Annotated in this window: 22 protein-coding genes; 20 read left to right on the forward strand and 2 right to left on the reverse strand. The window is 67.3% G+C overall.

Features of this window, described 5'->3' with window-relative positions:
* The first annotated feature begins 171 nt into the window (after positions 1-171).
* Entirely contained in the window at positions 172-1,089 is a 918-nt protein-coding gene (gene ppk2, locus RTW82_RS10820) for a polyphosphate kinase 2 (RefSeq protein WP_043246035.1), read from the forward strand.
* A 126-nt stretch (positions 1,090-1,215) separates the two neighbouring features.
* Entirely contained in the window at positions 1,216-1,833 is a 618-nt protein-coding gene (trhA, locus tag RTW82_RS10825; RefSeq protein ID WP_316925085.1) for a PAQR family membrane homeostasis protein TrhA, read from the forward strand.
* Positions 1,834-2,125: 292 nt separating this feature from the next.
* Here trhA and RTW82_RS10830 read toward each other — a convergent pair whose 3' ends face one another.
* On the reverse strand, positions 2,126-2,329 hold the full coding sequence (locus RTW82_RS10830) for a hypothetical protein (protein ID WP_021217469.1): 204 nt from the start codon (positions 2,327-2,329) through the stop codon (positions 2,126-2,128).
* A 215-nt stretch (positions 2,330-2,544) separates the two neighbouring features.
* On the opposite strand from RTW82_RS10830, the gene RTW82_RS10835 reads away from it, so the two are divergent.
* Entirely contained in the window at positions 2,545-3,108 is a 564-nt protein-coding gene (locus RTW82_RS10835) for a GNAT family N-acetyltransferase (RefSeq protein ID WP_184490486.1), read from the forward strand.
* Positions 3,109-3,138: 30 nt separating this feature from the next.
* Here the strand turns inward: RTW82_RS10835 and RTW82_RS10840 are convergent, their stop codons facing one another.
* Positions 3,139-3,465 carry a hypothetical protein gene (locus RTW82_RS10840; protein ID WP_316925086.1) on the reverse strand — a complete coding sequence of 109 codons (327 nt, stop codon included), beginning with the start codon at positions 3,463-3,465 and terminating at the stop codon, positions 3,139-3,141.
* A 222-nt stretch (positions 3,466-3,687) separates the two neighbouring features.
* Between RTW82_RS10840 and RTW82_RS10845 the strand changes: the two genes are divergently transcribed.
* The 17 genes from RTW82_RS10845 (at position 3,688) to RTW82_RS10925 (ending at position 21,993) form a co-directional block, all read left to right on the forward strand.
* Positions 3,688-4,575 carry a formate/nitrite transporter family protein gene (locus RTW82_RS10845; protein WP_316925087.1) on the forward strand — a complete coding sequence of 296 codons (888 nt, stop codon included), beginning with the start codon at positions 3,688-3,690 and terminating at the stop codon, positions 4,573-4,575.
* Positions 4,576-4,655: 80 nt separating this feature from the next.
* Positions 4,656-5,156: a VOC family protein gene (locus RTW82_RS10850; protein WP_316925088.1), complete on the forward strand. Its 501-nt coding sequence runs from the start codon at positions 4,656-4,658 to the stop codon at positions 5,154-5,156.
* A gap of 175 nt (positions 5,157-5,331) precedes the next feature.
* Entirely contained in the window at positions 5,332-5,811 is a 480-nt protein-coding gene (locus tag RTW82_RS10855; RefSeq protein ID WP_371877160.1) for an RNA polymerase sigma factor, read from the forward strand.
* Entirely contained in the window at positions 5,808-6,830 is a 1,023-nt protein-coding gene (locus RTW82_RS10860; RefSeq protein ID WP_316925089.1) for a FecR family protein, read from the forward strand. The genes RTW82_RS10855 and RTW82_RS10860 overlap by 4 nt, the downstream gene beginning before the upstream one ends.
* A gap of 695 nt (positions 6,831-7,525) precedes the next feature.
* A complete protein-coding gene (locus RTW82_RS10865; protein WP_316925090.1) occupies positions 7,526-10,150 on the forward strand; it encodes a TonB-dependent receptor in 2,625 nt (874 codons plus the stop codon).
* 138 nt (positions 10,151-10,288) lie between these two features.
* On the forward strand, positions 10,289-10,876 hold the full coding sequence (locus tag RTW82_RS10870; RefSeq protein WP_316925091.1) for a biliverdin-producing heme oxygenase: 588 nt from the start codon (positions 10,289-10,291) through the stop codon (positions 10,874-10,876).
* Positions 10,857-11,288 (forward strand): YbaN family protein, encoded by a 432-nt coding sequence (locus RTW82_RS10875; RefSeq protein ID WP_316925092.1) that lies wholly within the window; start codon positions 10,857-10,859, stop codon positions 11,286-11,288. Before RTW82_RS10870 ends, RTW82_RS10875 begins: the two co-directional genes overlap by 20 nt.
* A gap of 320 nt (positions 11,289-11,608) precedes the next feature.
* Complete coding sequence (locus tag RTW82_RS10880) at positions 11,609-12,355, forward strand: substrate-binding periplasmic protein (protein WP_316925093.1); 747 nt, start codon at positions 11,609-11,611, stop codon at positions 12,353-12,355.
* Positions 12,356-12,544: 189 nt separating this feature from the next.
* Complete coding sequence (locus RTW82_RS10885; RefSeq protein ID WP_316925094.1) at positions 12,545-14,368, forward strand: PAS domain-containing protein; 1,824 nt, start codon at positions 12,545-12,547, stop codon at positions 14,366-14,368.
* On the forward strand, positions 14,365-14,994 hold the full coding sequence (locus RTW82_RS10890) for a response regulator (protein ID WP_021217481.1): 630 nt from the start codon (positions 14,365-14,367) through the stop codon (positions 14,992-14,994). Before RTW82_RS10885 ends, RTW82_RS10890 begins: the two co-directional genes overlap by 4 nt.
* A gap of 589 nt (positions 14,995-15,583) precedes the next feature.
* Positions 15,584-16,357, forward strand: a complete 774-nt coding sequence (locus RTW82_RS10895) for a methyl-accepting chemotaxis protein (protein ID WP_373875442.1) — start codon at positions 15,584-15,586, stop codon at positions 16,355-16,357.
* Positions 16,358-16,366: 9 nt separating this feature from the next.
* On the forward strand, positions 16,367-16,735 hold the full coding sequence (locus tag RTW82_RS10900) for a response regulator (protein ID WP_021217483.1): 369 nt from the start codon (positions 16,367-16,369) through the stop codon (positions 16,733-16,735).
* Between the two features lie 13 nt (positions 16,736-16,748).
* Entirely contained in the window at positions 16,749-17,054 is a 306-nt protein-coding gene (locus RTW82_RS10905) for a lipid asymmetry maintenance protein MlaB (RefSeq protein WP_111264209.1), read from the forward strand.
* Positions 17,054-19,216 (forward strand): chemotaxis protein CheA, encoded by a 2,163-nt coding sequence (locus tag RTW82_RS10910; RefSeq protein WP_316925096.1) that lies wholly within the window; start codon positions 17,054-17,056, stop codon positions 19,214-19,216. Before RTW82_RS10905 ends, RTW82_RS10910 begins: the two co-directional genes overlap by 1 nt.
* Positions 19,213-19,740, forward strand: a complete 528-nt coding sequence (locus tag RTW82_RS10915) for a chemotaxis protein CheW (RefSeq protein WP_021217486.1) — start codon at positions 19,213-19,215, stop codon at positions 19,738-19,740. Before RTW82_RS10910 ends, RTW82_RS10915 begins: the two co-directional genes overlap by 4 nt.
* Before the next feature lie 29 nt (positions 19,741-19,769).
* Positions 19,770-21,404, forward strand: coding sequence for a methyl-accepting chemotaxis protein (locus RTW82_RS10920; RefSeq protein ID WP_316925097.1), 1,635 nt, complete (start codon positions 19,770-19,772; stop codon positions 21,402-21,404).
* 55 nt (positions 21,405-21,459) lie between these two features.
* A complete protein-coding gene (locus RTW82_RS10925) occupies positions 21,460-21,993 on the forward strand; it encodes a chemotaxis protein CheW (RefSeq protein WP_316925098.1) in 534 nt (177 codons plus the stop codon).
* The last annotated feature ends 10 nt before the right edge of the window (positions 21,994-22,003 follow it).

Here is a 22,003-nt window from a genome sequence, read left to right on the forward strand (position 1 = left end):
TAGCGTTTCCCCCCGTCGCCTTGAGTACAGGGATGTACGGGGCGCCGGGTTTTCCCTCCCCGAGCAACGAGCCCGCGCCTGCGCGGGCTCACTCGTTTCAGGGCCCCTGTCACTTCCATGTCACAAAAGAGTCATAACCTCCGCAAAATCGATAAACCAAGGAGGTGGCAGATGAGCGTTGGCAACGACCTGCTGGCACAGCGCATCCATCGCGAGCTGCTGGACCACAGCGACGAAGAACTCGAACTGGAGCTGCTGGAAGACGGCCACGACCTGGACGCCTACTTCGACAACCACGTCGAGGACAACCCCGGGCGCCAGGCACGGCGCAACTACTTCCAGGAGCTGTTCCGCCTGCAGGGCGAGCTGGTGAAGCTGCAGAGCTGGGTGGTCAAGACCGGGCACAAGGTGGTGATCCTCTTCGAAGGCCGCGACGCCGCCGGCAAGGGCGGCGTGATCAAGCGCATCACGCAGCGCCTCAACCCCCGCGTATGCCGGGTCGCCGCGCTGCCGGCCCCCAACGACCGCGAGCAGACCCAGTGGTACTTCCAGCGCTACGTCTCGCACCTGCCGGCCGCCGGCGAGATCGTCCTGTTCGACCGCAGCTGGTACAACCGCGCCGGCGTCGAGCGGGTGATGGGCTTCTGCAACGACGAGCAGTACGAGGAGTTCTTCCGCACCGTGCCGGAGTTCGAGCGCATGCTGGTGCGTTCCGGCATCCAGCTGGTGAAGTACTGGTTCTCCATCTCCGACCAGGAACAGCACCTGCGCTTCCTGGCGCGCATCCACGACCCGCTCAAGCAGTGGAAGCTCAGCCCCATGGACCTCGAGTCCCGCCGCCGCTGGGAGGCCTACACCAAGGCCAAGGAGATCATGCTCGAACGCACCCACATCGAAGAGGCGCCCTGGTGGGTGGTGCAGGCCGACGACAAGAAGAAGGCTCGGCTCAACTGCATCCACCACCTGCTCAGCCAGATGCCCTACGAGGAGGTGGAACAGCCCAGCGTGCAGCTGCCGCAACGCTTGCGTCACGCCGACTACGTGCGCAACCCGACGCCCCGGGAAATCCTCGTGCCCGACGTGTACTGACCGCCTTTCCGGCGTGACTCGCCCGCGCGCCAATGCATCGCAGACACACAACGCTCGCGGCGCGCGGCGTTTTCAGCGATAAAGGCCGCCGCGCTGCGCAGTCGCAGCGATTCGAGGAAGCGATGCATGTACCACGGAGAACGATTCAACGCCTGGACGCACCTGGTGGGCGCGGTGCTCGCCGGCATCGGCGCCATCTGGCTGCTGGTCCTGGCGGCCCTGGATGGCGGCACGGCGAAGATCGTCAGCGTCGCCATCTACGGCGTGACGCTGGTGATGCTCTACAGCATCTCCACGGTCTATCACAGCGTCCGTGGGCGGGCGAAGGTGATCATGCGCAAGCTCGATCACCTGTCGATCTACCTGCTCATCGCCGGTAGCTACACGCCCTTCTGCCTGGTCACCCTGAAAGGCGCCTGGGGCTGGACGCTGTTCGGCATCGTCTGGACGCTCGGCATCATCGGCATGCTGCAGGAGATCAAGCCGCGCACGGAAGCCCGCGTGCTGTCGATCATCATCTACGCGGTAATGGGCTGGATCGTGCTCATCGCCATCAAGCCGCTGATCGCCGCCCTGGGCACCACCGGCTTCACCTGGCTCGCCGCGGGCGGGGTGTTCTACACCGTCGGCATCATCTTCTTCGCCTTCGACAGCCGCTTCCGCCACTGGCACGGCATCTGGCACCTGTTCGTCATCGCCGGCAGCCTGCTGCACTTCGTGGCGATCCTGCGTTTCGTGGTGTAGAAACCCGCAAAAACCGTGCGTCGCAACCGCCGGGTTGCACCCGACCTACGCGTGCAGTGCAGGGCGACCTTGGGGCAAATGTAGGGGCGAATTCATTCGCCCAGCAGGCCGCAGGGCTGCCATCGCTCGGTGCCTCCCGGCAGCACCGCTTGGTGGATGAGAAGAGCGTCATCCACCCTACACACCGGTTAGCACCGTGGTTCGGGTTGAGCACGGTGCCGTAGGTTGGCGCCGAGCGCAGCGAGGCCCAACACAACGATGTTCGGCCCCGCTTCAGCCCCTCCCTGTGGCTTCAATCCCGACGCGAATAGGCCCGGGGCATGAGGCCGCCGGACATCAGGGCATCGCCCATGGAGGCGGATGACGGCCGCGCGCCTGGCGTTCGGGCCGTGAGCAGGCCAGCCAGCAGCGGCGAGGATGGCCGCTCCGGGCCGTCGCAGCCCAGGAGCAGCAGTTCGATCAACGCGTGTGCGGATGCACAGTCCCGATTGTCCATGGGTGTTCTCCGGCAATGGCTTTGTCCTTACGCTACTGCCCGCCGCAGAGCGGAAATTGACCTGGGTCAGTCCCGTCCACGACGCCCCTGCGACAACCCGGCGCAGGGCACCGTCCAGTGCATGTTGACTTCGATCAATCAAAGGTCCCGCCAGAAGGGTAAACAGGAGGCATAGGCGCAATGCGCCGCCCCTTTTCCCTTACCTGGAGACAGCCATGTCCGCACTCAACTCCGCCCTTGTCGCCAAGCCGCTGCACCAATCACCGCGAGGCGATTACTGGATCGAGCCCCTGGAAGACGGCACCCATGTGCTCATCCGGCCCCTGCGTGAAGAGGACCGCGAGCGCGAACGCGCCTTCATCAACCGCCTGTCACCGGAGGCCCGTCATAACCGCTTCCTCGGTGAGTTCCGCGAAGTGGCTCCGGCACTGCTCAACCAACTCATGGATGTCGACGACAAGGACCGCGTCGCCCTGGTGGCCTTGGCCCATGTGGACGGCGAACTGCTGGAAGTCGGCATCAGCCGCTATGCCAAGGTCGGCGAGCTCGGCCAGTGCGAATTCGCCGTGACCGTGGCCGATGAATGGCTGCGCCGCGGCCTCGGCAGCATCCTCTTCGAACACTTGGCGGACAGCGCCCGGCGCAACGGCTTCCGCCAGCTCTACTCCATCGACTCGGCGAGCAACGCCGGCATGCGCGGCCTGGCCCGCAAGCTCGGCCTGCAGCGTCGCCGCGATGCCGAAGACCCGACCCAGGTGATCCACCGCCTGGACCTGTAACCGCTCATCCCTCCTTCACACGCAGGCCCCTCAGCGGGCCTGCCATCCCGGCGGCACACCATGGCCCGCGCCTGCCAATGCAGCGAAGCGCGGTTCTGCCAGGCGCGCCGACCAACCCAGCCAGCCTGCCGATGATCCGGCGCCCGTGCGTGCCACCCTCAGCTGCACGTGGATATGCCCCACCATGCACACGCTCATGCCATCCATGTTGAAGTAGGTGCACGCCTGCTGGGTGTCCTCGCAGCCGGTCGATCTGTCCTGGTAAACGGGCTCGCCCTGCTCCGCCGCATGGAACGCCAGGTCGGTAATCAGCCCGGTGCGCTCGGTGCCGCTGCGCTTGCTCAGGTCCCATCCCATCTTCTTTCGTTGCCCTGAAAGCCGAAGGCCTGGTAGCGAACTGCCGACGTGACCGCAGCCCTCGCCAAGGGCGGCCGCGCCTCGCTGTGGTCGCCAGGCCTTCCGGCGTAGCGACTTGGTCATGAAAGAGTAGCCAGCCCGCGTGAGCTGACAAGCAGCAAGCGGCGAACTTCCCGGGCGTTCCGACGATCAACCGATACGCCAATCACCAGCGGAGTCGCCATGAACCAGGCCAAAGACGGCAAGACACCGGGGTTGTCCGCCCGGGAGAAACAGGACGTCGACGAAAACCAGCCACCCCGGGCCGCCGTCCTTCACGAGATCATCCGCACCCAGGGCGACCAGGAGCTGGAGCGCAACGCCGCTGCGCTCTGGTGGTCGGCCCTGGCCGCCGGGCTGACCATGGGCCTGTCGCTGATGGCCATGGGGCTGTTCAACGCGCGCCTGCCCGCTGGCGAGGCGAGCAAGGTGATCGCCAGCCTCGGCTACTCGGCGGGCTTCCTCGCGGTGATCCTGGCGCGCCAGCAACTGTTCACCGAGAACACCCTCACCGCCGTGCTGCCGGTGATGAGCAAACCCACCCTGAACAACGTCGGGCGCCTGCTGCGCCTGTGGAGCGTGGTGCTCGCCGGCAACCTGGCCGGCACCCTGCTGGTGGCCTGGGTGATGCTGCGCCTGCCGATCTTCGATGCCGCCACCGATGCCGCCTTCCTCGACATCGGCCGCAAGGTGATGGAGAACGACGTCAACCAGATGTTCGCCAAGGGCATCGTCTCCGGCTGGATGATCGCCACCATGGTCTGGATGATCCCCTCCCAGGAGAGCGCCAAGCTGTGGATCATCATCCTCATCACCTACCTGATGGCCCTGGGCGACTTCACCCACATCGTGGTCGGCTCGGCCGAGGTCTCCTACCTAGTGTTCGCCGGGCACCTGGACTGGCGCGAATTCTGGCTGACCTTCGCCGGCCCCACCCTGGCCGGCAACATCGTCGGTGGCAGCCTGATCTTCGCCCTGATCAGCCACGCCCAGGTGCGCAGCGACGGCGACAGCCCGCGGCCCACCCGGGATACCGAGCCCCCGCCCCGGCGCAAGGACACCCGCCGCTGAACGGTTGTCGATCCGCCGCCACGCCAGACGACCAGGGGTATGCCGGCTATCCTCGAGCCGGCCCGCACTGGAGAACCGCCATGCCCATCCGTCCGCGCATCACCCCCTGCCTGTGGTTCGACCACCAGGCCGAAGCCGCCGTCGATTTCTACATCGGCATCTTCCCCGACTCGCGGATCACCGCCGTCACCCGCTACGGCGAGGCCGGCAAGGAGATTCACGGCCGCCCCGCCGGCAGCGTGCTGACCCTGGCCTTCGAGCTGGACGGCCAGGCCTTCACCGCCCTCAACGGCGGCCCGCTGTTCCAGTTCAACGAAGCCCTCTCGCTGCAGGTGGATTGCCGCGACCAGGCCGAGGTCGACCACTACTGGAACGCACTGGGTGCCGGCGGCCCGGTGGAAGCCCAGCAATGCGGCTGGCTCAAGGACAGGTTCGGGCTGTCCTGGCAGATCGTGCCCCAGGTACTGCCCGCCATGCTGCAGGCGCCGGACGCGGTGAAATCCCAACGCGCCTTCCAGGCCATGCTGGGCATGAAGAAGCTGGATATCGCCGCCCTGCAGCAGGCCTTCGACGGCCGCTGAGCGGAGCGAACGGCGCCTGGAGCCCCACGGGACGGGGCCTCCAGGCGATGGCGAGAGTGCGGGACGCGATCGCTAGCCGACACCAATAAAACTGATTATCATTTGCGCCATTTTCCAGTGGCCGGATGCTGCAGTGACCTCCTCCAACCTCGACAGCGTATTCCTCGCCCAGCGCATGCCCCTGCTGCGTACCCTGGCCAGGATGGTGAAGAACCCCAGCGTCGCCGAGGACCTGGTGCAGGAGACCTACCTGCGCGTCGCCCGCACCCTGGCCGAACGCCCCATCGACCACCTCGAACCCTTCCTCTTCCAGACCGGCCGCAACCTCGCCCTCGACCACCTGCGGCACATGCGCATGCAATCGCGCACGCTGATGGACGATGTGCCCGACGACGTCATCCAAGCCGTTGCCGCACCCATCTCCTCGGCCGAGGACGGGCTCCACGCGGAGAAGCTCCTGCAGCGCCTGGGCAGCACCCTGTCCCAGCTGACCCAGCGCCAGCAGCGCATCTTCATCCTCAGCCGCCTGCACGGGCATGGCTACGCGGAGATCGCCGAAGAGCTGGATGTGTCGCCCAGCACGGTGCAAAAGGAACTCAAGCTGATCATGGCGATCTGCATGAACCTGCTCAGCCGCCTGGATCCGCCGACATGAAGGACTTCCGCTCGGCCTCGGGTTCGACAAGAATAGGCGCCCCCGAATCCGAGGTAGGCGCCGTGCCCCAGCCCGATCCCGTTCCGCCCGCAGCCGGCCCCGGTGCAGACGACGCGCGCCTGGGCGAAGCGCTGGACTGGCTGATCCTCCTCGACAGCGCCGACGCCGAATGCCGGGCCCGCTTCGAGGCCTGGATGGCCGCCTCGCCGGACAACGCCCTGGCCTTCCGCCTGGCCCAGAGCCTCTGGCAATCGCCGCTGCTCACCGCCGCCGCCGCTCGCCTCGACCGTGAACACAAGCGCCCGGTCCGCCGCGCCCTGCTCAAGCCCCTGGCCGCAGCCGCCGTGCTGCTCCTGGCGGTGGGCGTGGGCCTGCAGAGCGACCTGCTGCTGCGCCTGCGCGCCGACCACCTCACCGAGGTCGGCCAGCGCCAGAACCTGGAGCTCGCCGACGGCTCGCGCATCCTGCTCAACACCGACACCGCCTTCTCCAGCCGCATCGATGACCAGCAGCGCAGTGCCCGCCTCTACCAGGGCGAGGCCTACTTCGACGTCGCCCACGACCGCAACCGCCCCTTCGAGGTGGACGCCGGCCCGGTGCAGGTCTCGGTGCGCGGCACCGCCTTCGCCGTGCGCTACCTGGGTGACGAGGCCGAAGTCAGCGTCGAGCGTGGCGAAGTCGACCTGCGCTCGCGGGAAGACAACGCCCGCGTCAGCCTCAGCGCCGGCGACAGCATCCGTATCGGGCCCGCCGGCTTCGGTGACCGTCGCCATGGCAAGGCCGACCAACTGGCCTGGGTCAAGGGCCGCCTGGTGTTCGAAGACTGCCCCATGCGTGAAGTACTGGCCGAGCTGCGCCGCTACTACCCGGGCTGGATCATCAGCACCGACGAGCGCCTGGGCGAGCGCACCGTCACCGGCAACTACCGCCTGGACGATCCCCTGGGCGTGGTGCGCTCCCTCGCCCACATCACCTCGGCCAAGCTCCACGAATTCCCTGCCCTGGTCATCCTCGACTGAATGGGTGGGCCGGTTCAGCCGCACCCACCCCGCGCCTCTCCTTCCCACCCCTGCTGAATCGCGCCCGGCCCAGGGCTGCCTCGGGCTCGCCGGTCACTCCGTTGGTGGATGAAAAAGCGTCATCCACGCGCCAGCCATGAGTTCGAGTTCATCAGGGCGCAGCCCGTTGCCGGTTCGGAGGCCTCCCGTTCGCGGGGGTGCAGGTGCATGAGGACGACTGACCGGGTGGACCGCGCTTCACCGGTCCACCATTCGGGCTCGCCGGTCACTCCGCTGGTGGATGAAAAGAGCGTCATCCACCCTACGCAGCCATGAGTTCGAGTTCATCAGGGCGCAGCCCTGTACCGGTTCGGAGGCCTCCCGTTCGCAGGGGGGCAGGGGCATGAGGACGATGAACCGCGCGTAGGCTGGACCGCGCTTCATCGGTCCACCATTCGGGCTCGCCGGTCACTCCGCTGGTGGATGAAAAGAGCGTCATCCACCCTGCGCGGCCATGCGTTCGCGCTCACCAGGGCGCAGCCCTGTTGCCGGTTCGGAGGCCTCGCCCGACACGCGCCTAAGGGCCTTGTCACGCCCCGTCGGAATAACTCCGAAATTATTTTTACGCGATTGCGATTTCTCGTTCGTCTCGTCAAAAGCCAATGACACTGATTCGCATTAGAAATGCGATTAACGGACCGAAGAGAGCCGCTCCCATGACCACCCGCTCAAACCGCCCCACCCTGCGCCTGTCCGCCCCCACCGGCGTGTCGCTGCTGGCCCTGTCCATCGCCCTGGGCAGCCTGCCCGTCGGCATCGCCCAGGCCGCCGAAACCGGTGCTGCGCCGACCCAGCTGGCCAGCCAGGGCGGTTACAGCTTCGCCATCGCCCGCCAGCCCCTGGTGGAAGCGCTCAACGCCTTCAGCGCCGTGAGCGGCTGGCAGGTCGGCCTCTCTTCCGATCTCGCCGCTGGCGTGCAGTCCCCCGGCGTCAATGGCCGCCTGCCGGCCGAACAGGCCCTGCAGCGCCTGCTGGCAGGCACCGGCCTGGAATACCGCGCCGTCGGCGAGCGCAGCGTGGTGCTGGTACGCACCCCGGCCAAGGGCCTGGCCATGGAGCTGAACCCCACCACCGTGACCGCCACCCGCCACGAGCAGAGCGCCAGCACCGTGCCGGTCACCGTCAGCGTGAAGAGCCGCGAACAGCTGGACCGCAAGAACGTCGACAACATCCGCGACCTGGTGCGTGACGAGCCGGGCGTCTCCGTCGGCGGTGCCGGCCAGCGCGCCGGCACCAGCGGCTACAACATCCGTGGCATCGACGGTGACCGCGTACTGACCCAGATCGACGGCGTCGAAGTGCCGGCCAGCTTCTTCTACGGCCCCTACGCCCAGACCCACCGCAACTACGTGGACCCGGAAATCGTCAAGCGCGTGGAAATCCTCCGCGGCCCGGCTTCGGCCCTCTACGGCAGCAACGCCATCGGCGGCGCGGTGAGCTACTTCACCCTGGATGCCGACGACATCATCAAGCCCGGCCGCGATGTCGGTGCCCGCCTGAAGACCGGCTACAGCTCCGCCGACGACAGCTGGCTCAACTCGGCCACCGTCGCCGGCCGCCACGAACAGTTCGACGCCCTGCTGCACCTGTCCCAGCGCAACGGTCACGAAACCGAATCCTTCGGCGGCCACGGCGGCACCGGCCTGGACCGCACCGAAGCCAACCCGGAAGACGTGCGTTCCACCAACGTGCTGGCCAAGCTGGGCTGGAACTACAACGACACCGACCGCCTGCAACTGACCTACGAGAAGTACAAGGACGACCGCGACACCAACCAGCTCAGCGCCGTCGGCGGTCCCTTCAACGCCCCCACCATCGGCGTGGGCTCCGGCTACTACAAGTCGCGCAGCGGCAACGACACCATCACCCGCGAGCGCTTCGGCCTGGAACACACCGTCGCCCTCGACAGCCTGCTGGCCGACAACCTGAAGTGGAGCCTGAACTACCAGATCGCCAAGACCGACCAGAGCACCCAGGAACGCTACGTCCCCAGCAACCCCTTCACCGGCGTCATCTCCCGTGACGTGATGCGCTACCGCGACACCTACTACAAGGACCGTCTGTGGGTGATCGATGCGCAACTGGACAAGGCCTTCAGCGTCGGCGATACCGAGCACCTGCTGATCTACGGCCTCAACCTCAAGCACCAGGAAGTCACCGGCCTGCGCAGCGGCACCGCTTTCTGCTACACCTCCATCGGCACGTGCACCAACCGCGTCGGCCAGGTCAGCCCCACCGCCAGTGACAGCCTGACCCCGCAGAGCGACTTCCCCGATCCCACCGTCAAGACCTACGCCCTGTTCGCCCAGGATGAAATCCGCTGGAACCAGTGGACCTTTCTCCCCGGCCTGCGCTATGACCGCACCGACCTCGAGCCCGAGCTGACCCCGGACTACCTGCGCACCCTCGGTACCAGCACCTTCCGCCCGAGTGACGAAACCAAGCACTGGCAGCGTGTATCGCCGAAGTTCGGCGTGACCTACGCCTTCGACGACAACTACACCTGGTTCGGCCAGTACGCCGAAGGCTTCCGTACCCCCAACGCCAAGGAAATGTACGGTCGCTTCGAGAACACCTCCCTGGGCTACATCGTCGAACCCAACCCGGACCTGGAACCGGAGAAGAGCCGCAGCCTGGAAACCGGCCTGCGTGGCAACTTCGAAGGTGGCAGCTTCGACGTGGCGGTGTTCTACAACCGCTACCGCGACTTCCTCGACAACGATGCCGTCGGCCGCAGCGGCAGCCTGACCGTGTTCCAGAGCAAGAACATCGGCCGTGCCAGCATCCGCGGCATGGAGGTCAAGGGGCGCCTGGACCTGGAGCATTTCGGTGCATTCCCGGGCCTCTACACCCAGGGCTCCATTGCCTATGCCCGTGGCCGCAACGACGAAACCGGCCAGCCGCTGAACAGCATCAACCCGCTGACCGGCGTATTCGGCCTGGGCTACGAGCAGGTCGCCTTCGGCACCCAGCTGAGCTGGACCCTGGTCAAGCGCAAGACGCGCATCGACGAGGACAACTTCAACGCCCCGGATGGCAGCCCCAGCCAGTTCGCCACCCCGGGCTTCGGCATGCTCGACCTGACCGGCTACTACAAGCTGACCGACGACCTCACCGTCAACGCCGGCCTCTACAACCTGACCGACAAGAAGTACTGGCTGTGGGATGACGTGCGCGGCTACGACGGCGTCGGCGAGGCCGGCGTGACCGCCCCGGCCAACCTCGACCGCCTGACCCAACCGGGCCGCAACTTCTCCGTCAACCTCGTCTGGGACATCTGATCGCCGACGGCAAGGCCTCCCCTCCCGCTTCGGCGTGATGGGGAGGCCGCCAGGCGCGACACCCCCTTGCGGGCATTTTTTACGCGATGGACAGGCTCGTTCGTCTCGTCAACAGAAGCCAATTTTCAGGATGACTCCATGACCAGCACCCTCCGCTCCCAACGCATCAACCAGATCACCCACGCGCCCCACGCCGAGCTGGACCAGGCGGTGAAAGCCAACGATCCCTTCGCCAACCGCGAGAACTTCTCCCGCTTCGTGGTCGCCCAGTACCTGTTCCAGGCCGAGCTGCAGAGCCTGTACCAGGACGCCGTGCTGGTCGAAGTCTTCCCCGACCTGCCCGCCCGTTGCCGTGCCGAGCAGGCGCGCCTGGACCTGGCCGACCTGGACACCGACGTACCCGCCCCGGTCGCCGGCGCCGTGCAGAACCCCAGCTTCGCCGAAGCCCTGGGCTGGCTGTTCGTTTCCGAAGGCTCCAAGCTCGGCGCCGCCTTCCTGATCAAGCGCGTCGCCGCACTGGGCCTGACCGAAGAAGTCGGTGCCCGTCACCTGGGTGAACCCGCCGGTGGCCGCGCCGAAGGCTGGAAGAGCTTCACCCGTACCCTCGACGGCCTGGAACTGAGCGCCGAACAGGAAGCCGATGTGGACAAGGGCGCCCTCGCCGCCTTCAACCGCTTCCGTGAGCTGCTGCAACACGCCTACGCCAGTGCCGACACCCCCGCCTGAGTCCCTGGCCGGCGACCTCCCGGTCGCCGCGCCCGCTCCATCGCGCTCGCGCATCAGCCGCCTGCTCTTCGCCCTGCTGGCCTACACCAGCCTGGGCGTCGGCATGGTCGGCCTGGTGCTGCCGGGCCTGCCCACCACCGAATTCGTCCTGCTCGCCGCCTGGGCCGCCTCGAAGAGTTCGCCGCGCCTGGCCAACTGGCTGGACAACCACCGCCTGTTCGGCCCCATCCTCAAGAACTGGCGCAACGGCCGCGCTATCGCCCGCCGTGCCAAGCTCGCCGCCAGCGCCTCGATGCTCCTGGCCCTGGCCATCATGCTCATCAGCCTGCCCCACGGCGCCTGGCTCTACCTGGTCATGGCCGGCATGCTGCTCGGCAACCTGTGGATCTGGTCGCGTCCGGACCGACGCTGACCCCTCTCCGCGTGGTTCCATAGCCGTCATCGTCGATTCGCACACGGCCTCCCCCTCAGCCACGGGGCTGAGCCAGCAGGCGCGGTTTAAGGTCGGGCGCCGATCATCCCTGCAGCCCGCCTGGCGACAGCAGCCGCCCTGGGGTACGACGCACCAGCACGGGCTCGGGTGAAACCCGCATGGCTTCGTGCCCACTCCCACCGCGTTGCCTGGCGAAGACGCCCCCTACGAGAGTCGAGTTGCGCCGCTGCGGTTTCGGCACCACAGTTCAGGCATGCGTGTCCCTCGACGGGCACGGACAATAAATAGAAGAACCTCCCATGCGATTGCTTTCTGCCTTCCTGATCCTGCTGCTCCCGGTGCTGGCACAGGCCGACACCCTGCGTGTGGACCTGCGCGACCGCCCGCCCGAGATGTGGAGCATCGACGGGCGCCCCACCGGCCCCCTGGTCAAGGTGCTGGAAGTGGCCGCGGAGCGCGCCGGGCTGCAACTGGAGTGGCGCTATGCGCCGTTCGCCCGCAGCCTGGCGGACCTGCGTGAAGGGCGCATCGACGTGTTGCCCCGGGTACTGCCCGACCCGGAGCGCGACCACTACCTGCACTACCTGCCGAGCATCGGCACCCAGAACAAGCAGATACTCTTCACCATCCGCCCCACCCAACGGGTGGAGCGTTACGAGGACCTGGCGCCCCTGCGCATCGGCGTCAAGCGCAGCACCCTGTACTTCCCGCGTTTCGACGCCGACAAGGCTCTGCACAAGCAGCCGGCGGTGGACGACGACATCCTGGTGCGGATGTTCCGCGCCGGTCGCATCGACACCATCGCCGTCCTGGACAAGGCCGCCATCGACACGGCCTTTGAAAACATCAGTTTCAGCGACTACACCTACGCCGGGCTGCGCGAACCGATCCGCGTCGAAAACCGTTTCGCCGTCTCGAAGAAGCTCTACGAAAGCGACCGCGCGGCGATCTACGATCGCCTCGGTCGCGAACTGGAGGCCATGCGCCGCAATGGCGAGGTGGTGTCCATCTACCGCGAGCAAGGCGTCGAGCCCCCCACCCCCTGACCCCCACCGCGCCCGATGCACGCCGCCCCCGGCCGCGAGGTGGGACCCCGGGTGCGGCCATCTGCCCCCTGCATGCCCCGGAGCACACCCTGTCACTGCAGCGTCAGTGACGGGCCTGAGCAAAAATCTGCCAGCATTTCGCCACTGATCCATACTCCGTCAGTCGCATCGCACGTGATCGGGGGAGTCATGGGCCACAGCGCTGGGGGAGAGATCTTTCGTCGGGCATTCGAGTCGTCGTCGGTGGGGCTGGCCCTGCTGGAACTGGACGGCACCGTCCGCCACGTCAACCGAGCCTCGGAGGAACTGCTCGGGCGCTCCCGGCAGACCCTGATCGGCACGCCCCTGGACAGCCTGCTGCACCCCAGGGATCGCCAGGCACTGGGCGAGGCCCTTGACCGGGCACATCGCCAGCACGACGACCTGTCCTGTGGCGAGATGCGCTTCATCACCGCGTCCGGCGAGCATCGCTGGCTGCACCTGGGCTTGAGCATGGTCGAGGACGGTCGCAGCCAGCCCACCCATTACCTGGTGCGCCTGCAACCCCTTGCCGGGCACCGGGAGCGGGCCGAGCAGATGCACCTGCTGAGCTTCGCCCTGGACTACACCGCCGATGGCGTCCTGCTGCTCGATGGCGAGCAGAACATCCGCTACCTGAACGAAGCCGCCTGCCAACTGATCGGCCAGCCGCGCCAACACCTCGTCGGGCAGCCGCTGGCACCGGTGCTGGCCCTGCTGACGCAGCAGTTCGCCGAACTGTTCGCCCGGGAGGATGGCCTGCAGGAAGCGTTGGACACCCAGCGCGTGCTCAGTTGCGAGCTGCACGTCCCAGGGGAGGATTTCCCCCGCTATGTGACGATGCAGTTCAACCGCTTCCGCTACGACCAGCGCCCCTACAGCCTCGTGCTGATGCACGACTTCACCGAGCGGCGGCGCATCGCCAACGCCCTGTTGCGCAACGAGCGGCAATTCCGCGCGCTGATCGAGAACACGCCCGACGCCATAGGCCGGCTGACCCCCGACTTCCGCCTGCTCTACGCCAACCCGGCCCTGGAAGCCCTGTGCCGCCTGCCTCTGGTGGAGGCCCGTGGCCGACCGGCACGGGAAGTCTTCGGCGACAACTCCCAGGTCGACATCATGGGCGACCTGGTGCGCGAGGTCGCCGCCACCGGCGAGTCCATGGAAGAGGAACTGATCCACGGCATCGACGGCCCCAGTGACCAGCAGATCCACTACCTCATGCAACTGGTGCCGGAGCGCAACGCCGAAGGCGAAGTGACCAGCGTCATCTCGGTGGCCCGCGACGTCAGCGGCATCCGCAAGGCGGAACGCCGCCTGGCCGCCAGCAACCGCCAGCTGCGCGAGCTGTCCAGCCGCCGGGAAAGCGCCCGCGAAGAGGAGCGCAAGCTGATCGCCCGGGAGATCCACGACGAACTGGGCCAGCACCTCACCGCCCTGCGCATGGGCATTTCCCTGCTGCGCCTGAAGTACGGCGAGCAGGCCGCGGGGCTCGGTGAGGACGTGGAGCGGCTCATGGCCCTGTGCGACCGCACCATCGGCGTGGTGCGCTTCATCGCCACCAGCCTGCGTCCGGCGGCATTGAACATGGGGCTCTACCCGGCCCTGGAATGGCTGATCGACGAATTCCGCAGCCACCACACACAGATCACCCTCGAGCTGGTGGCCCACAGCGGCGCACCGGCCCTGGACGACAGCCAGGCCACCACCGCCTTCCGCATCGTCCAGGAGGCGCTGACCAACATCGCTCGCCATTCCGGTGCCAGCCGGGCGGTGGTCAGCCTGGAGCAGGTCGATGACCGCTACGTGCTGGACATCACCGACAACGGCCACGGCTTCGACCCGGCCAAGGTCGGCAAGCGTTCCCTGGGCCTGGCCGGCATGCGCGAGCGCGGCACCAGCCTGGGGGGCGAAGTGGTGATCTTCAGCCACCCCGGCCAGGGCACCACGGTGCAGGCCACCTTCCCCATCAACGAGCCTACGGAGACGGCATGACCCGCATCCTCATCGCCGACGACCACGCCATCATGCGCGGCGGCCTCAAGCAACTCATCGAGTTCGACACCCGCCTGCAGGTGGCGGCGGAAGCGGAGAACGGCGCCCAGGTGCTGGAGCAGTTGCGGCTGGGCGAGTTCGACCTGCTGCTGCTGGACATGAGCATGCCCGGCCTCAGCGGCGAGGACCTGATCAGCCGCGTGCACGGCCGCTACCCGCGCCTGCCGATCCTGGTGTTGAGCATGCACAACGAGGCACAGATCGCCCAACGTGCCCTGCGCGCTGGCGCCAGCGGCTACCTGACCAAGGACCACAACCCGGAGACCCTGCTCGCTGCCATCCACCGGGTGGCCGATGGGGGGCGTTACCTGGACCCGCGCATCGCCGAACAGCTCGCCTTCGCCAGCAGCAGCCCCACGGACGATGCCGCCGCCCAACTCTCCGACCGCGAGTTCCAGATCCTCCGCCTGCTGGCCCAAGGCCTCAGCGTCAACCAGATCGCCGACCAGCTGGTGATCAGCAACAAGACCGTCAGCACCCACAAGACGAGGCTGATGGAGAAGATGGGCTTCACCTGCAACGCCGACATCATCAAATACGCCATGACCCACGGCCTGACGGCCTGAACCACAGGTCGCCACTCGATATTAGGGAGTGGCGCAACGCAGCCCCTCGGGAAATCCCTACAAAAAAGCAGGATGTCCCGATGCCATCACCGGGATAGGACGATAGGGCCGATGGCGCCCCGCGCTCATGCTGGACACACCCCCGCAAGGTATCGCCGCTGCGGGCCCCGTGTCCTCAAGGAGCGCGACCGTGACCAGCCCGACCCACACTTCCAGCGTCCCCTGGCTGCCCATCGCCCTCTGCGGCGCCGGTTGCGCGCTGCTGTTCTGGACGGCCAGCCAGTTCCCCTCCCCGGCCTGGACCCTGGCGGCCGTGGCGCCCACGCTGCTGCTCTGGGTCGTCCTTGCCCACCGTGGCGGCGCCCACGAACAGGCACTCAAGCAGGCCCGCGACGAGGCCCTGGCCGAAGGTACCCGGCTCGAGGCCGAGCGCCACGTGCAGGGCCTGCCGGAGCTGTGCGTCAGCATCGCGCCGATCTGGTCGGCGCAGATCGAATCCGCCCGCCACCAGACCCAGACCGCCATCGAAGCCCTCTCCGAGCGCTTCGCCCGCCTCGCCGGCCGCATCAGCGAAGCCGTCTCCAGCGGCATGCAGGCCGACAGCGATGCCCTGGTCACCCTGCTGGCCCAGAGCGAAGTGGAGCTGGAAGACATCGTCAGCCAGCTGCGCCTGGCGCTCTCCAGCAAGGAGAGCCTGCTGCAGGAGGTGGAGCGGCTGAACAGCTACACCGCCCAGCTGCGCACCATGGCCAAGGAAGTGGGCGATGTGGCCAAGCAGACCAACCTGCTGGCCCTCAACGCCGCCATCGAAGCCGCCCGCGCCGGTGAGGCCGGCCGCGGCTTCGCCGTGGTCGCCGACGAGGTGCGCAAGCTCTCCACCCTCTCCGAGGAAACCGGCAAACGCATCGGCGACACCATCGAGACCGTCAGCGGCGCCATCGAGCGCACCCTGGAAGTCTCCAACGAACACGCCACCCGCGACGCCGGGACCCTGGAAAACGCCAGCCAGGTGATCCGCCAGGTGATCGCCCAGTTCCGCTCCGGCGCCACCCGCCTGGTGGAGCATGGCAACGCCCTGCGCAATGACAACGCCGCCGTCGGCGAAGAAATCTCCGAGGTGCTGGTCGCCCTGCAGTTCCAGGACCGGGTCAGCCAGATGCTCGGCCACATGCGCGACGACATCGGCCGCCTGGCCCAGCACCTGGAGCAGGACGACGCCCGCCACGTGGACGCCCGCTCCTGGCTCGACGAACTCTCCAGCACCTACACCACCCCCGAACAGCACGCCATCCACCACGGCCGCCAGGGCGGCTCGGGCAGCGCGGGCGCCAGCCATTCCGCTTCCGACATCACCTTTTTCTGAGGACCCATCATGGCCAAGACCATTCTCATCGTCGACGACTCCGCCTCCATCCGCCAGGTGGTGGGCATGACCTTGAAAACCGCCGGCTACGACGTGCTCGAAGGCGTCGACGGCAAGGACGCGCTGACCCAGCTCGACGGCCGCAAGGTCCACCTGATCATCAGCGACGTGAACATGCCGAACATGGACGGCATCACCTTCCTGAAGAACGTCAAGCAGCTGGCGGCCTACAAGTTCACCCCCGTGATCATGCTCACCACCGAGGCCGGCGACGCCAAGAAAGCCGAAGGCCAGGCCGCCGGGGCCAAGGCCTGGGTGGTCAAGCCCTTCCAGCCGGCCCAGATGCTGACGGCCGTTTCCAAGCTGATCCTGCCCTGACCGGGAGACCGCCATGAGCACCCTTGAATCCCTCGATGGCAGCCGCCGCCTGGCCCTGGACAGCGCGCTGACCATCTACACCGCCGCCGACACCAAGCTGCTGCTGGCCAACGCCCTGCAAGGGGCCGTGGACCTGCACCTGGACCTCAGCGCCATCGAGGAAGTGGATTGCGCCGGCCTGCAGCTGCTGCTGGCGGCCTGCCAGGAAGCCCGCCGCCAGCACGTCCACCTCAGCCTCGAAGGGGCCAGCCCGGCCATGACCGAGATCCTGCAACTGAGTGGCCTGCGTGACCTGCTCCCCATCGGAGGGCTGCACTGATGAACCTCGACAGCGTGATCGGCACCTTCATCGCCGAAAGCCGGGAGCTGCTGCAGCAGATGGAAGACGCCCTGCTGCAGATCGAGCAATCGCCGGACGATCCCGAACTGATCAACGCCATCTTCCGCGCCGCCCACACCATCAAGGGCTCCTCCGGGCTGTTCGGCTTCGACTCCATCGTCGCCTTCACCCACGTGGCCGAAAGCGTGCTGGACCGCGTCCGTGCCGGCGAGCTGCCGTTCGGTGCCGACCTCAGCGCCCTGATGCTGCTGGTGGGCGACCACCTGGTCGGCCTGGTGGACCACCTCGCCGAGGGCCGCGACCTGGCCGAGCTGCCGGAGGTCATGGGCATCCACGAAGCCGAACTGGTGCAACGCCTCAGCCAGTACCTGAACGGCACCCCGGCCGCCGCTACCGAAGCGCCCTCCGAATGCGCAGCCGCGCCCAGCGAAGGCGTCGCCAGCCAGCACTGGCACCTGTCCCTGCGCTTCGGTGCCGACAGCCTGCGCGATGGCATGGACCCGGTCTCATTCCTGCGCTACCTGGCGACCTTCGGCGACCTGCTGCACATCGAGCCGGTACTCGATCACCTGCCCACCTTCGACGCCCTAGACCCCGAAGCCTGCTACCTGGGCCTGGAAGTGGCCTTCACCACCGAAGCCGACCAGGCGGTGATCGAAGGCGCCTTCGACTTCGTCCGCGAAGAGGGCCGCATCCGCATCCTGCCGCCCGGCGCCCCCTTCGCCCGCTACGCCGAGCTGCTGGCCGAACAGACCGACGAAGGCGACGCCCAGCGCCAGCGCCTGCTGCGTTGCGGCACCCTGAGCGAGGCCGAACTGGCCAGCCTCGATACCCCGCCGGCCAACGAAGCCCAGCCCGTTTCCAGCCCCGAGGCACCGGCCGCCGCCGAACCGGGCGAGACCGCCGCAGTCGGCAAGGCCCTCAAGGAAACCGCCCGCGCCAGCGGCGAGGCCAACCTGATCCGCGTCGATGCCGGCAAGCTGGACCAACTGATCAACCTGGTGGGCGAGCTGATCATCGCCGGCGCCAACACCCGCATGCTCGCCCAGGGCTGCGGCCTGGTGAACATGAGTGAGTCCGCCGAAACCCTCTCGCGCCTGGTGGAGGAAGTCCGCGACTCCGCCCTGACCCTGCGCATGGTGCAGATCGGCGCCACCTTCAACCGCTTCCAGCGGGTGGTGCGCGATGTCTCCAAGGAGCTGGGCAAGGACATCGTCCTGCACATCAGCGGCGGCGACACCGAGCTGGACAAGACGGTGGTGGAGAAGATCGGTGATCCCCTCACCCACCTGGTACGCAACGCCATGGACCACGGCATCGAGCCGGCCGAGCAGCGTCGCGCCAGCGGCAAGCCACTGCAGGGCGTGGTGCGCCTGAACGCCTACCACGAAGCCGGCGGCATCGTCATCGAAGTGAGCGACGACGGCGGCGGCCTCAACCCCGAGAAGATCCTCGCCAAGGCCGTACAGCGCGGCCTGGTCACCGAAGGCCAGCAGCTCTCGGACAAGGACACCTTCAACCTGATCTTCGAGCCCGGCTTCTCCACCGCCGAGCAGATCAGCAACCTCTCCGGCCGCGGTGTCGGCATGGACGTGGTCAAGCGCAACATCACCGCCCTGCGCGGCACGGTGGAGCTGGACAGCCGACTGGGCGCCGGCACCTGCGTACGCATCCGCCTGCCGCTGACCCTGGCCATCATCGACGGTTTCCTGATCGGCGTCGGCAGCTCCAGCTACGTGGTGCCCCTGGACATGGTGGAGGAATGCATCGAGCTGCCCAGCAGCGACCTGGACGACCTCGACCAGCTGGACCTGCGCGGCGACGTGCTGCCCTTCATCCGCCTGCGCAACCTGTTCGAGGAAGCCAGCCCGCGCCCGCGCCGGGAGAACGTGGTGGTGGTCAGCTACGCCGGGGTCCGCGCCGGCCTGGTGGTGGACCAGCTCCACGGCGAATTCCAGACCGTCATCAAGCCGCTGGGCAAGGTGTTCGGCCAGGTGCCGTCGCTCTCCGGCTTCACCATCCTCGGCAGCGGCGCGGTGGCGCTGATCCTCGACATCCCCGGCCTGCTCGCCCAGTTCGCACAGCCTGGTCGCCCTGGCGCCAGCGGCACCGCCCTCAGCCAACGGAGTAGCCTGCAATGAGTACCGCCAGCCTGCCCCTGCCGGAATTCGTCGACGACGAGCAACGCCAGTACCTGACCTTCCGGGTCGGCCGCGACCTGTTCGGCGTTGCCACCCGCTACGTGCGGGAAATCCTCGAGTTCCACGCCATCACCCAGGTGCCGATGATGCCGCCGCTGGTGCGCGGGGTGATCAACCTGCGCGGCGCCGTGGTGCCGATCATCGACCTCGCCGAGCGCTTCGGCCTCGGCAGCACCGAACTGGGCACCCGCACCTGCATCGTCATCGTCGAGCTGCAGGACGGTGACGAGGCCCAGCTGATGGGCGCCCTGGTGGACGCCGTCACCGCCGTCGCCGAGATCGAGCCGCGCGCCCTGCGCCAGGCCCCCGCCTTCGGCAGCCGCGTCCCCCCGGAATACATCGAAGACCTCGCCCGTGTGGACGAACGCTTCCTCACCCTGCTGCGCATGGAGCAGGTGCTGAACGTCGACCAGATCGCCGCGCTGGCCGGCCAGCGCAACACCCCCCGACTGTCCCTCGTCTGATTGCGCAGACGCGCACAGGAGTACTGAAAATGACCATCAGCAAGAAAATGATCCTCCTGGTGATGTCCGCCCTGCTCGGCATCCTCCTGCTCGCCGGGGTGTCCTACCAGCAAATGAACCAGGTCTACACCGCCGCCAACTTCGCCAACGAGAACTCGGTGCCATCACTGACGGCCTTGAACAAGATGCGCAACGCCGTCAACGCGCTGATCCAGCATGTCTACAGCCACATCCTGACGACCGATGACAAAGCCATGGCGGAGATCGAGGTCACCATAAAAGCCAACCGGGCTGATATTCAGGCAGCCATGGGCGACTACGAGAAAACGATAGTGGATGATGCGGACCAGCAACTCCTCGACGCTGATCGGAAGGCCATCACTGAACTCCTGCAAGCCTCGGATGAGGCGCTGAAGCTGTCTCGCGCCAATCAGAATGAGCAGGCCCGTGATGCCATGCTCCAGTTGCAGGAATCCCACGTCGAGACGCTGCGCCAGGCTCTTAACAAGCACCTCGATTACAACATCAAGATGGCCACCGACGGTGGGCTGCGCGCAGAAGCCACCCGCCAGCAGGCCACGCTGATCTCCCTGCTGCTGTCTGCCATCACCTTGCTGGTAGTCGGTCTGCTGGGTGGCCTGATCACCCGCAACCTGCTGCGCCAGCTGGGCGGCGAACCGGCCTACGCCGTGGACGTGGTCAGCCGCATCGCCGCCGGCGACCTGACCGCCACCGTCGAGACCAAGCCCGGCGACACCGGCAGCATGCTGGCGGCCATCAAGACCATGGTGGAGAAGCTCAGCCAGATCATCGGCGAGGTGCGCAGCAACGCCGACTCGCTGACCAGCGCCTCGGAGCAGATTTCCGCCACCGCTCAGAGCATGAGCCAGGGCACCTCGGAACAGGCTGCCTCGGTGGAGGAAACCAGTGCTTCGATGGAGCAGATGTCCGCCTCCATCGCGCAGAACACCGAGAACGCCAAGGTCACCGACGGCATGGCCAGCAAGGCTGCCCGTGAAGCCGACGAAGGCGGCCAGGCCGTGCGCGACACCGTGGCGGCCATGAAGACCATCGCCGAGAAGATCGGCATCGTCGACGACATCGCCTACCAGACCAACCTGCTGGCCCTCAACGCCGCCATCGAGGCTGCCCGCGCCGGCGAACACGGCAAGGGCTTCGCGGTGGTGGCCGCCGAGGTGCGCAAGCTGGCCGAACGCAGCCAGGTGGCCGCTCTGGAGATCAGCGAAGTGGCCAAGAGCAGCGTCTCCCTGGCCGAGCGGGCCGGCACCCTGCTGGACCAGATGGTGCCCTCCATCGCCAAGACCTCCGACCTGGTGCAGGAGATCGCCGCCGCCTCGGAAGAGCAGACCACAGGCGTCAGCCAGATCAACACCGCGATGAACCAGCTCAGCGAGATCACCCAGCAGTCCGCCTCCTCCGCCGAGGAGCTGGCCGCCACCGCCGAGGAGATGAGCGGCCAGGCCGAGCAGCTGCAACAGCTGATGGACTTCTTCAAGGTCGCCAGCGCCGGCAAGGCCGGTCGTGACGCCAGTGCCAAGGGCATGGCCGGTGCGGCCCGCAAGGCCTCCCTCAGGGTGGTGGAGGACCGTGACGACGCCTTCGACGACGCAGTGCCGGCCGGCTTCGTCCGCTTCCAGCACTGACCCGACCTTTCGATACCGTGACCGGGGCACCTGCCGGTGCCCCCAGGAGCGAAGCATGTCCAGCGTCTTCAGCCGCCCCGGCGACGCCGCCCAGCCGGATGCGCCCGAGCAGTACCTGACCTTCACCCTGGCCGACGAAGTGTTCGCCGTCGGCACCCGCAGCGTGCGCGAGATCATCGAGTACGGCCACCTGACCCCGGTGCCGATGATGCCGCCCTGCGTGCTGGGGGTGATCAACCTGCGCGGTGGCGTGGTGCCGATCATGGACCTGCGCCAGCGCCTCGGCGCCGGGAACACCGCCATCAGCCGGCGCAGCTGCATCGTCATCCTTGAGGTGGAACGCGACGACCTGCGCCAGGTGATGGGCATCCTCGTCGAGGCGGTCAACGCCGTGATCGAGATCGGCACACAGGACATCGAACCGGCCCCCCGCTTCGGCGCCCGCATCCGCACCGACTTCATCCACGGCATGGCCAAGCTCGACGGCCGCCTGGTGGTGCTGCTGGACATCGGCCAGGTGCTGTCCCTGGACGATCTGCAGCGCCTGGCCGACGTCGGCACCACCGCCGACCTGCAACAGTCGGCCTGACCGGGAGCCC

The organism is Pseudomonas sp. zfem005 (assembly GCF_032621735.1).
GTDB lineage: Bacteria > Pseudomonadota > Gammaproteobacteria > Pseudomonadales > Pseudomonadaceae > Metapseudomonas > Metapseudomonas solani.

Bases quoted from the DNA above. Each gene is read 5' to 3' on its own strand.
- ppk2 (WP_043246035.1), top strand. From the start codon at position 172: ATGAGCGTTGGCAACGACCTGCTGGCACAGCGCATCCATCGCGAGCTG.
- trhA (WP_316925085.1), top strand. From the start codon at position 1,216: ATGTACCACGGAGAACGATTCAACGCCTGGACGCACCTGGTGGGCGCG.
- RTW82_RS10830 (WP_021217469.1), bottom strand. From the start codon at position 2,329: ATGGACAATCGGGACTGTGCATCCGCACACGCGTTGATCGAACTGCTG.
- RTW82_RS10835 (WP_184490486.1), top strand. From the start codon at position 2,545: ATGTCCGCACTCAACTCCGCCCTTGTCGCCAAGCCGCTGCACCAATCA.
- RTW82_RS10840 (WP_316925086.1), bottom strand. From the start codon at position 3,465: ATGGGATGGGACCTGAGCAAGCGCAGCGGCACCGAGCGCACCGGGCTG.
- RTW82_RS10845 (WP_316925087.1), top strand. From the start codon at position 3,688: ATGAACCAGGCCAAAGACGGCAAGACACCGGGGTTGTCCGCCCGGGAG.
- RTW82_RS10850 (WP_316925088.1), top strand. From the start codon at position 4,656: ATGCCCATCCGTCCGCGCATCACCCCCTGCCTGTGGTTCGACCACCAG.
- RTW82_RS10855 (WP_371877160.1), top strand. From the start codon at position 5,332: ATGCCCCTGCTGCGTACCCTGGCCAGGATGGTGAAGAACCCCAGCGTC.
- RTW82_RS10860 (WP_316925089.1), top strand. From the start codon at position 5,808: ATGAAGGACTTCCGCTCGGCCTCGGGTTCGACAAGAATAGGCGCCCCC.
- RTW82_RS10865 (WP_316925090.1), top strand. From the start codon at position 7,526: ATGACCACCCGCTCAAACCGCCCCACCCTGCGCCTGTCCGCCCCCACC.
- RTW82_RS10870 (WP_316925091.1), top strand. From the start codon at position 10,289: ATGACCAGCACCCTCCGCTCCCAACGCATCAACCAGATCACCCACGCG.
- RTW82_RS10880 (WP_316925093.1), top strand. From the start codon at position 11,609: ATGCGATTGCTTTCTGCCTTCCTGATCCTGCTGCTCCCGGTGCTGGCA.
- RTW82_RS10885 (WP_316925094.1), top strand. From the start codon at position 12,545: ATGGGCCACAGCGCTGGGGGAGAGATCTTTCGTCGGGCATTCGAGTCG.
- RTW82_RS10890 (WP_021217481.1), top strand. From the start codon at position 14,365: ATGACCCGCATCCTCATCGCCGACGACCACGCCATCATGCGCGGCGGC.
- RTW82_RS10895 (WP_373875442.1), top strand. From the start codon at position 15,584: ATGCAGGCCGACAGCGATGCCCTGGTCACCCTGCTGGCCCAGAGCGAA.
- RTW82_RS10900 (WP_021217483.1), top strand. From the start codon at position 16,367: ATGGCCAAGACCATTCTCATCGTCGACGACTCCGCCTCCATCCGCCAG.
- RTW82_RS10905 (WP_111264209.1), top strand. From the start codon at position 16,749: ATGAGCACCCTTGAATCCCTCGATGGCAGCCGCCGCCTGGCCCTGGAC.
- RTW82_RS10910 (WP_316925096.1), top strand. From the start codon at position 17,054: ATGAACCTCGACAGCGTGATCGGCACCTTCATCGCCGAAAGCCGGGAG.
- RTW82_RS10915 (WP_021217486.1), top strand. From the start codon at position 19,213: ATGAGTACCGCCAGCCTGCCCCTGCCGGAATTCGTCGACGACGAGCAA.
- RTW82_RS10920 (WP_316925097.1), top strand. From the start codon at position 19,770: ATGACCATCAGCAAGAAAATGATCCTCCTGGTGATGTCCGCCCTGCTC.
- RTW82_RS10925 (WP_316925098.1), top strand. From the start codon at position 21,460: ATGTCCAGCGTCTTCAGCCGCCCCGGCGACGCCGCCCAGCCGGATGCG.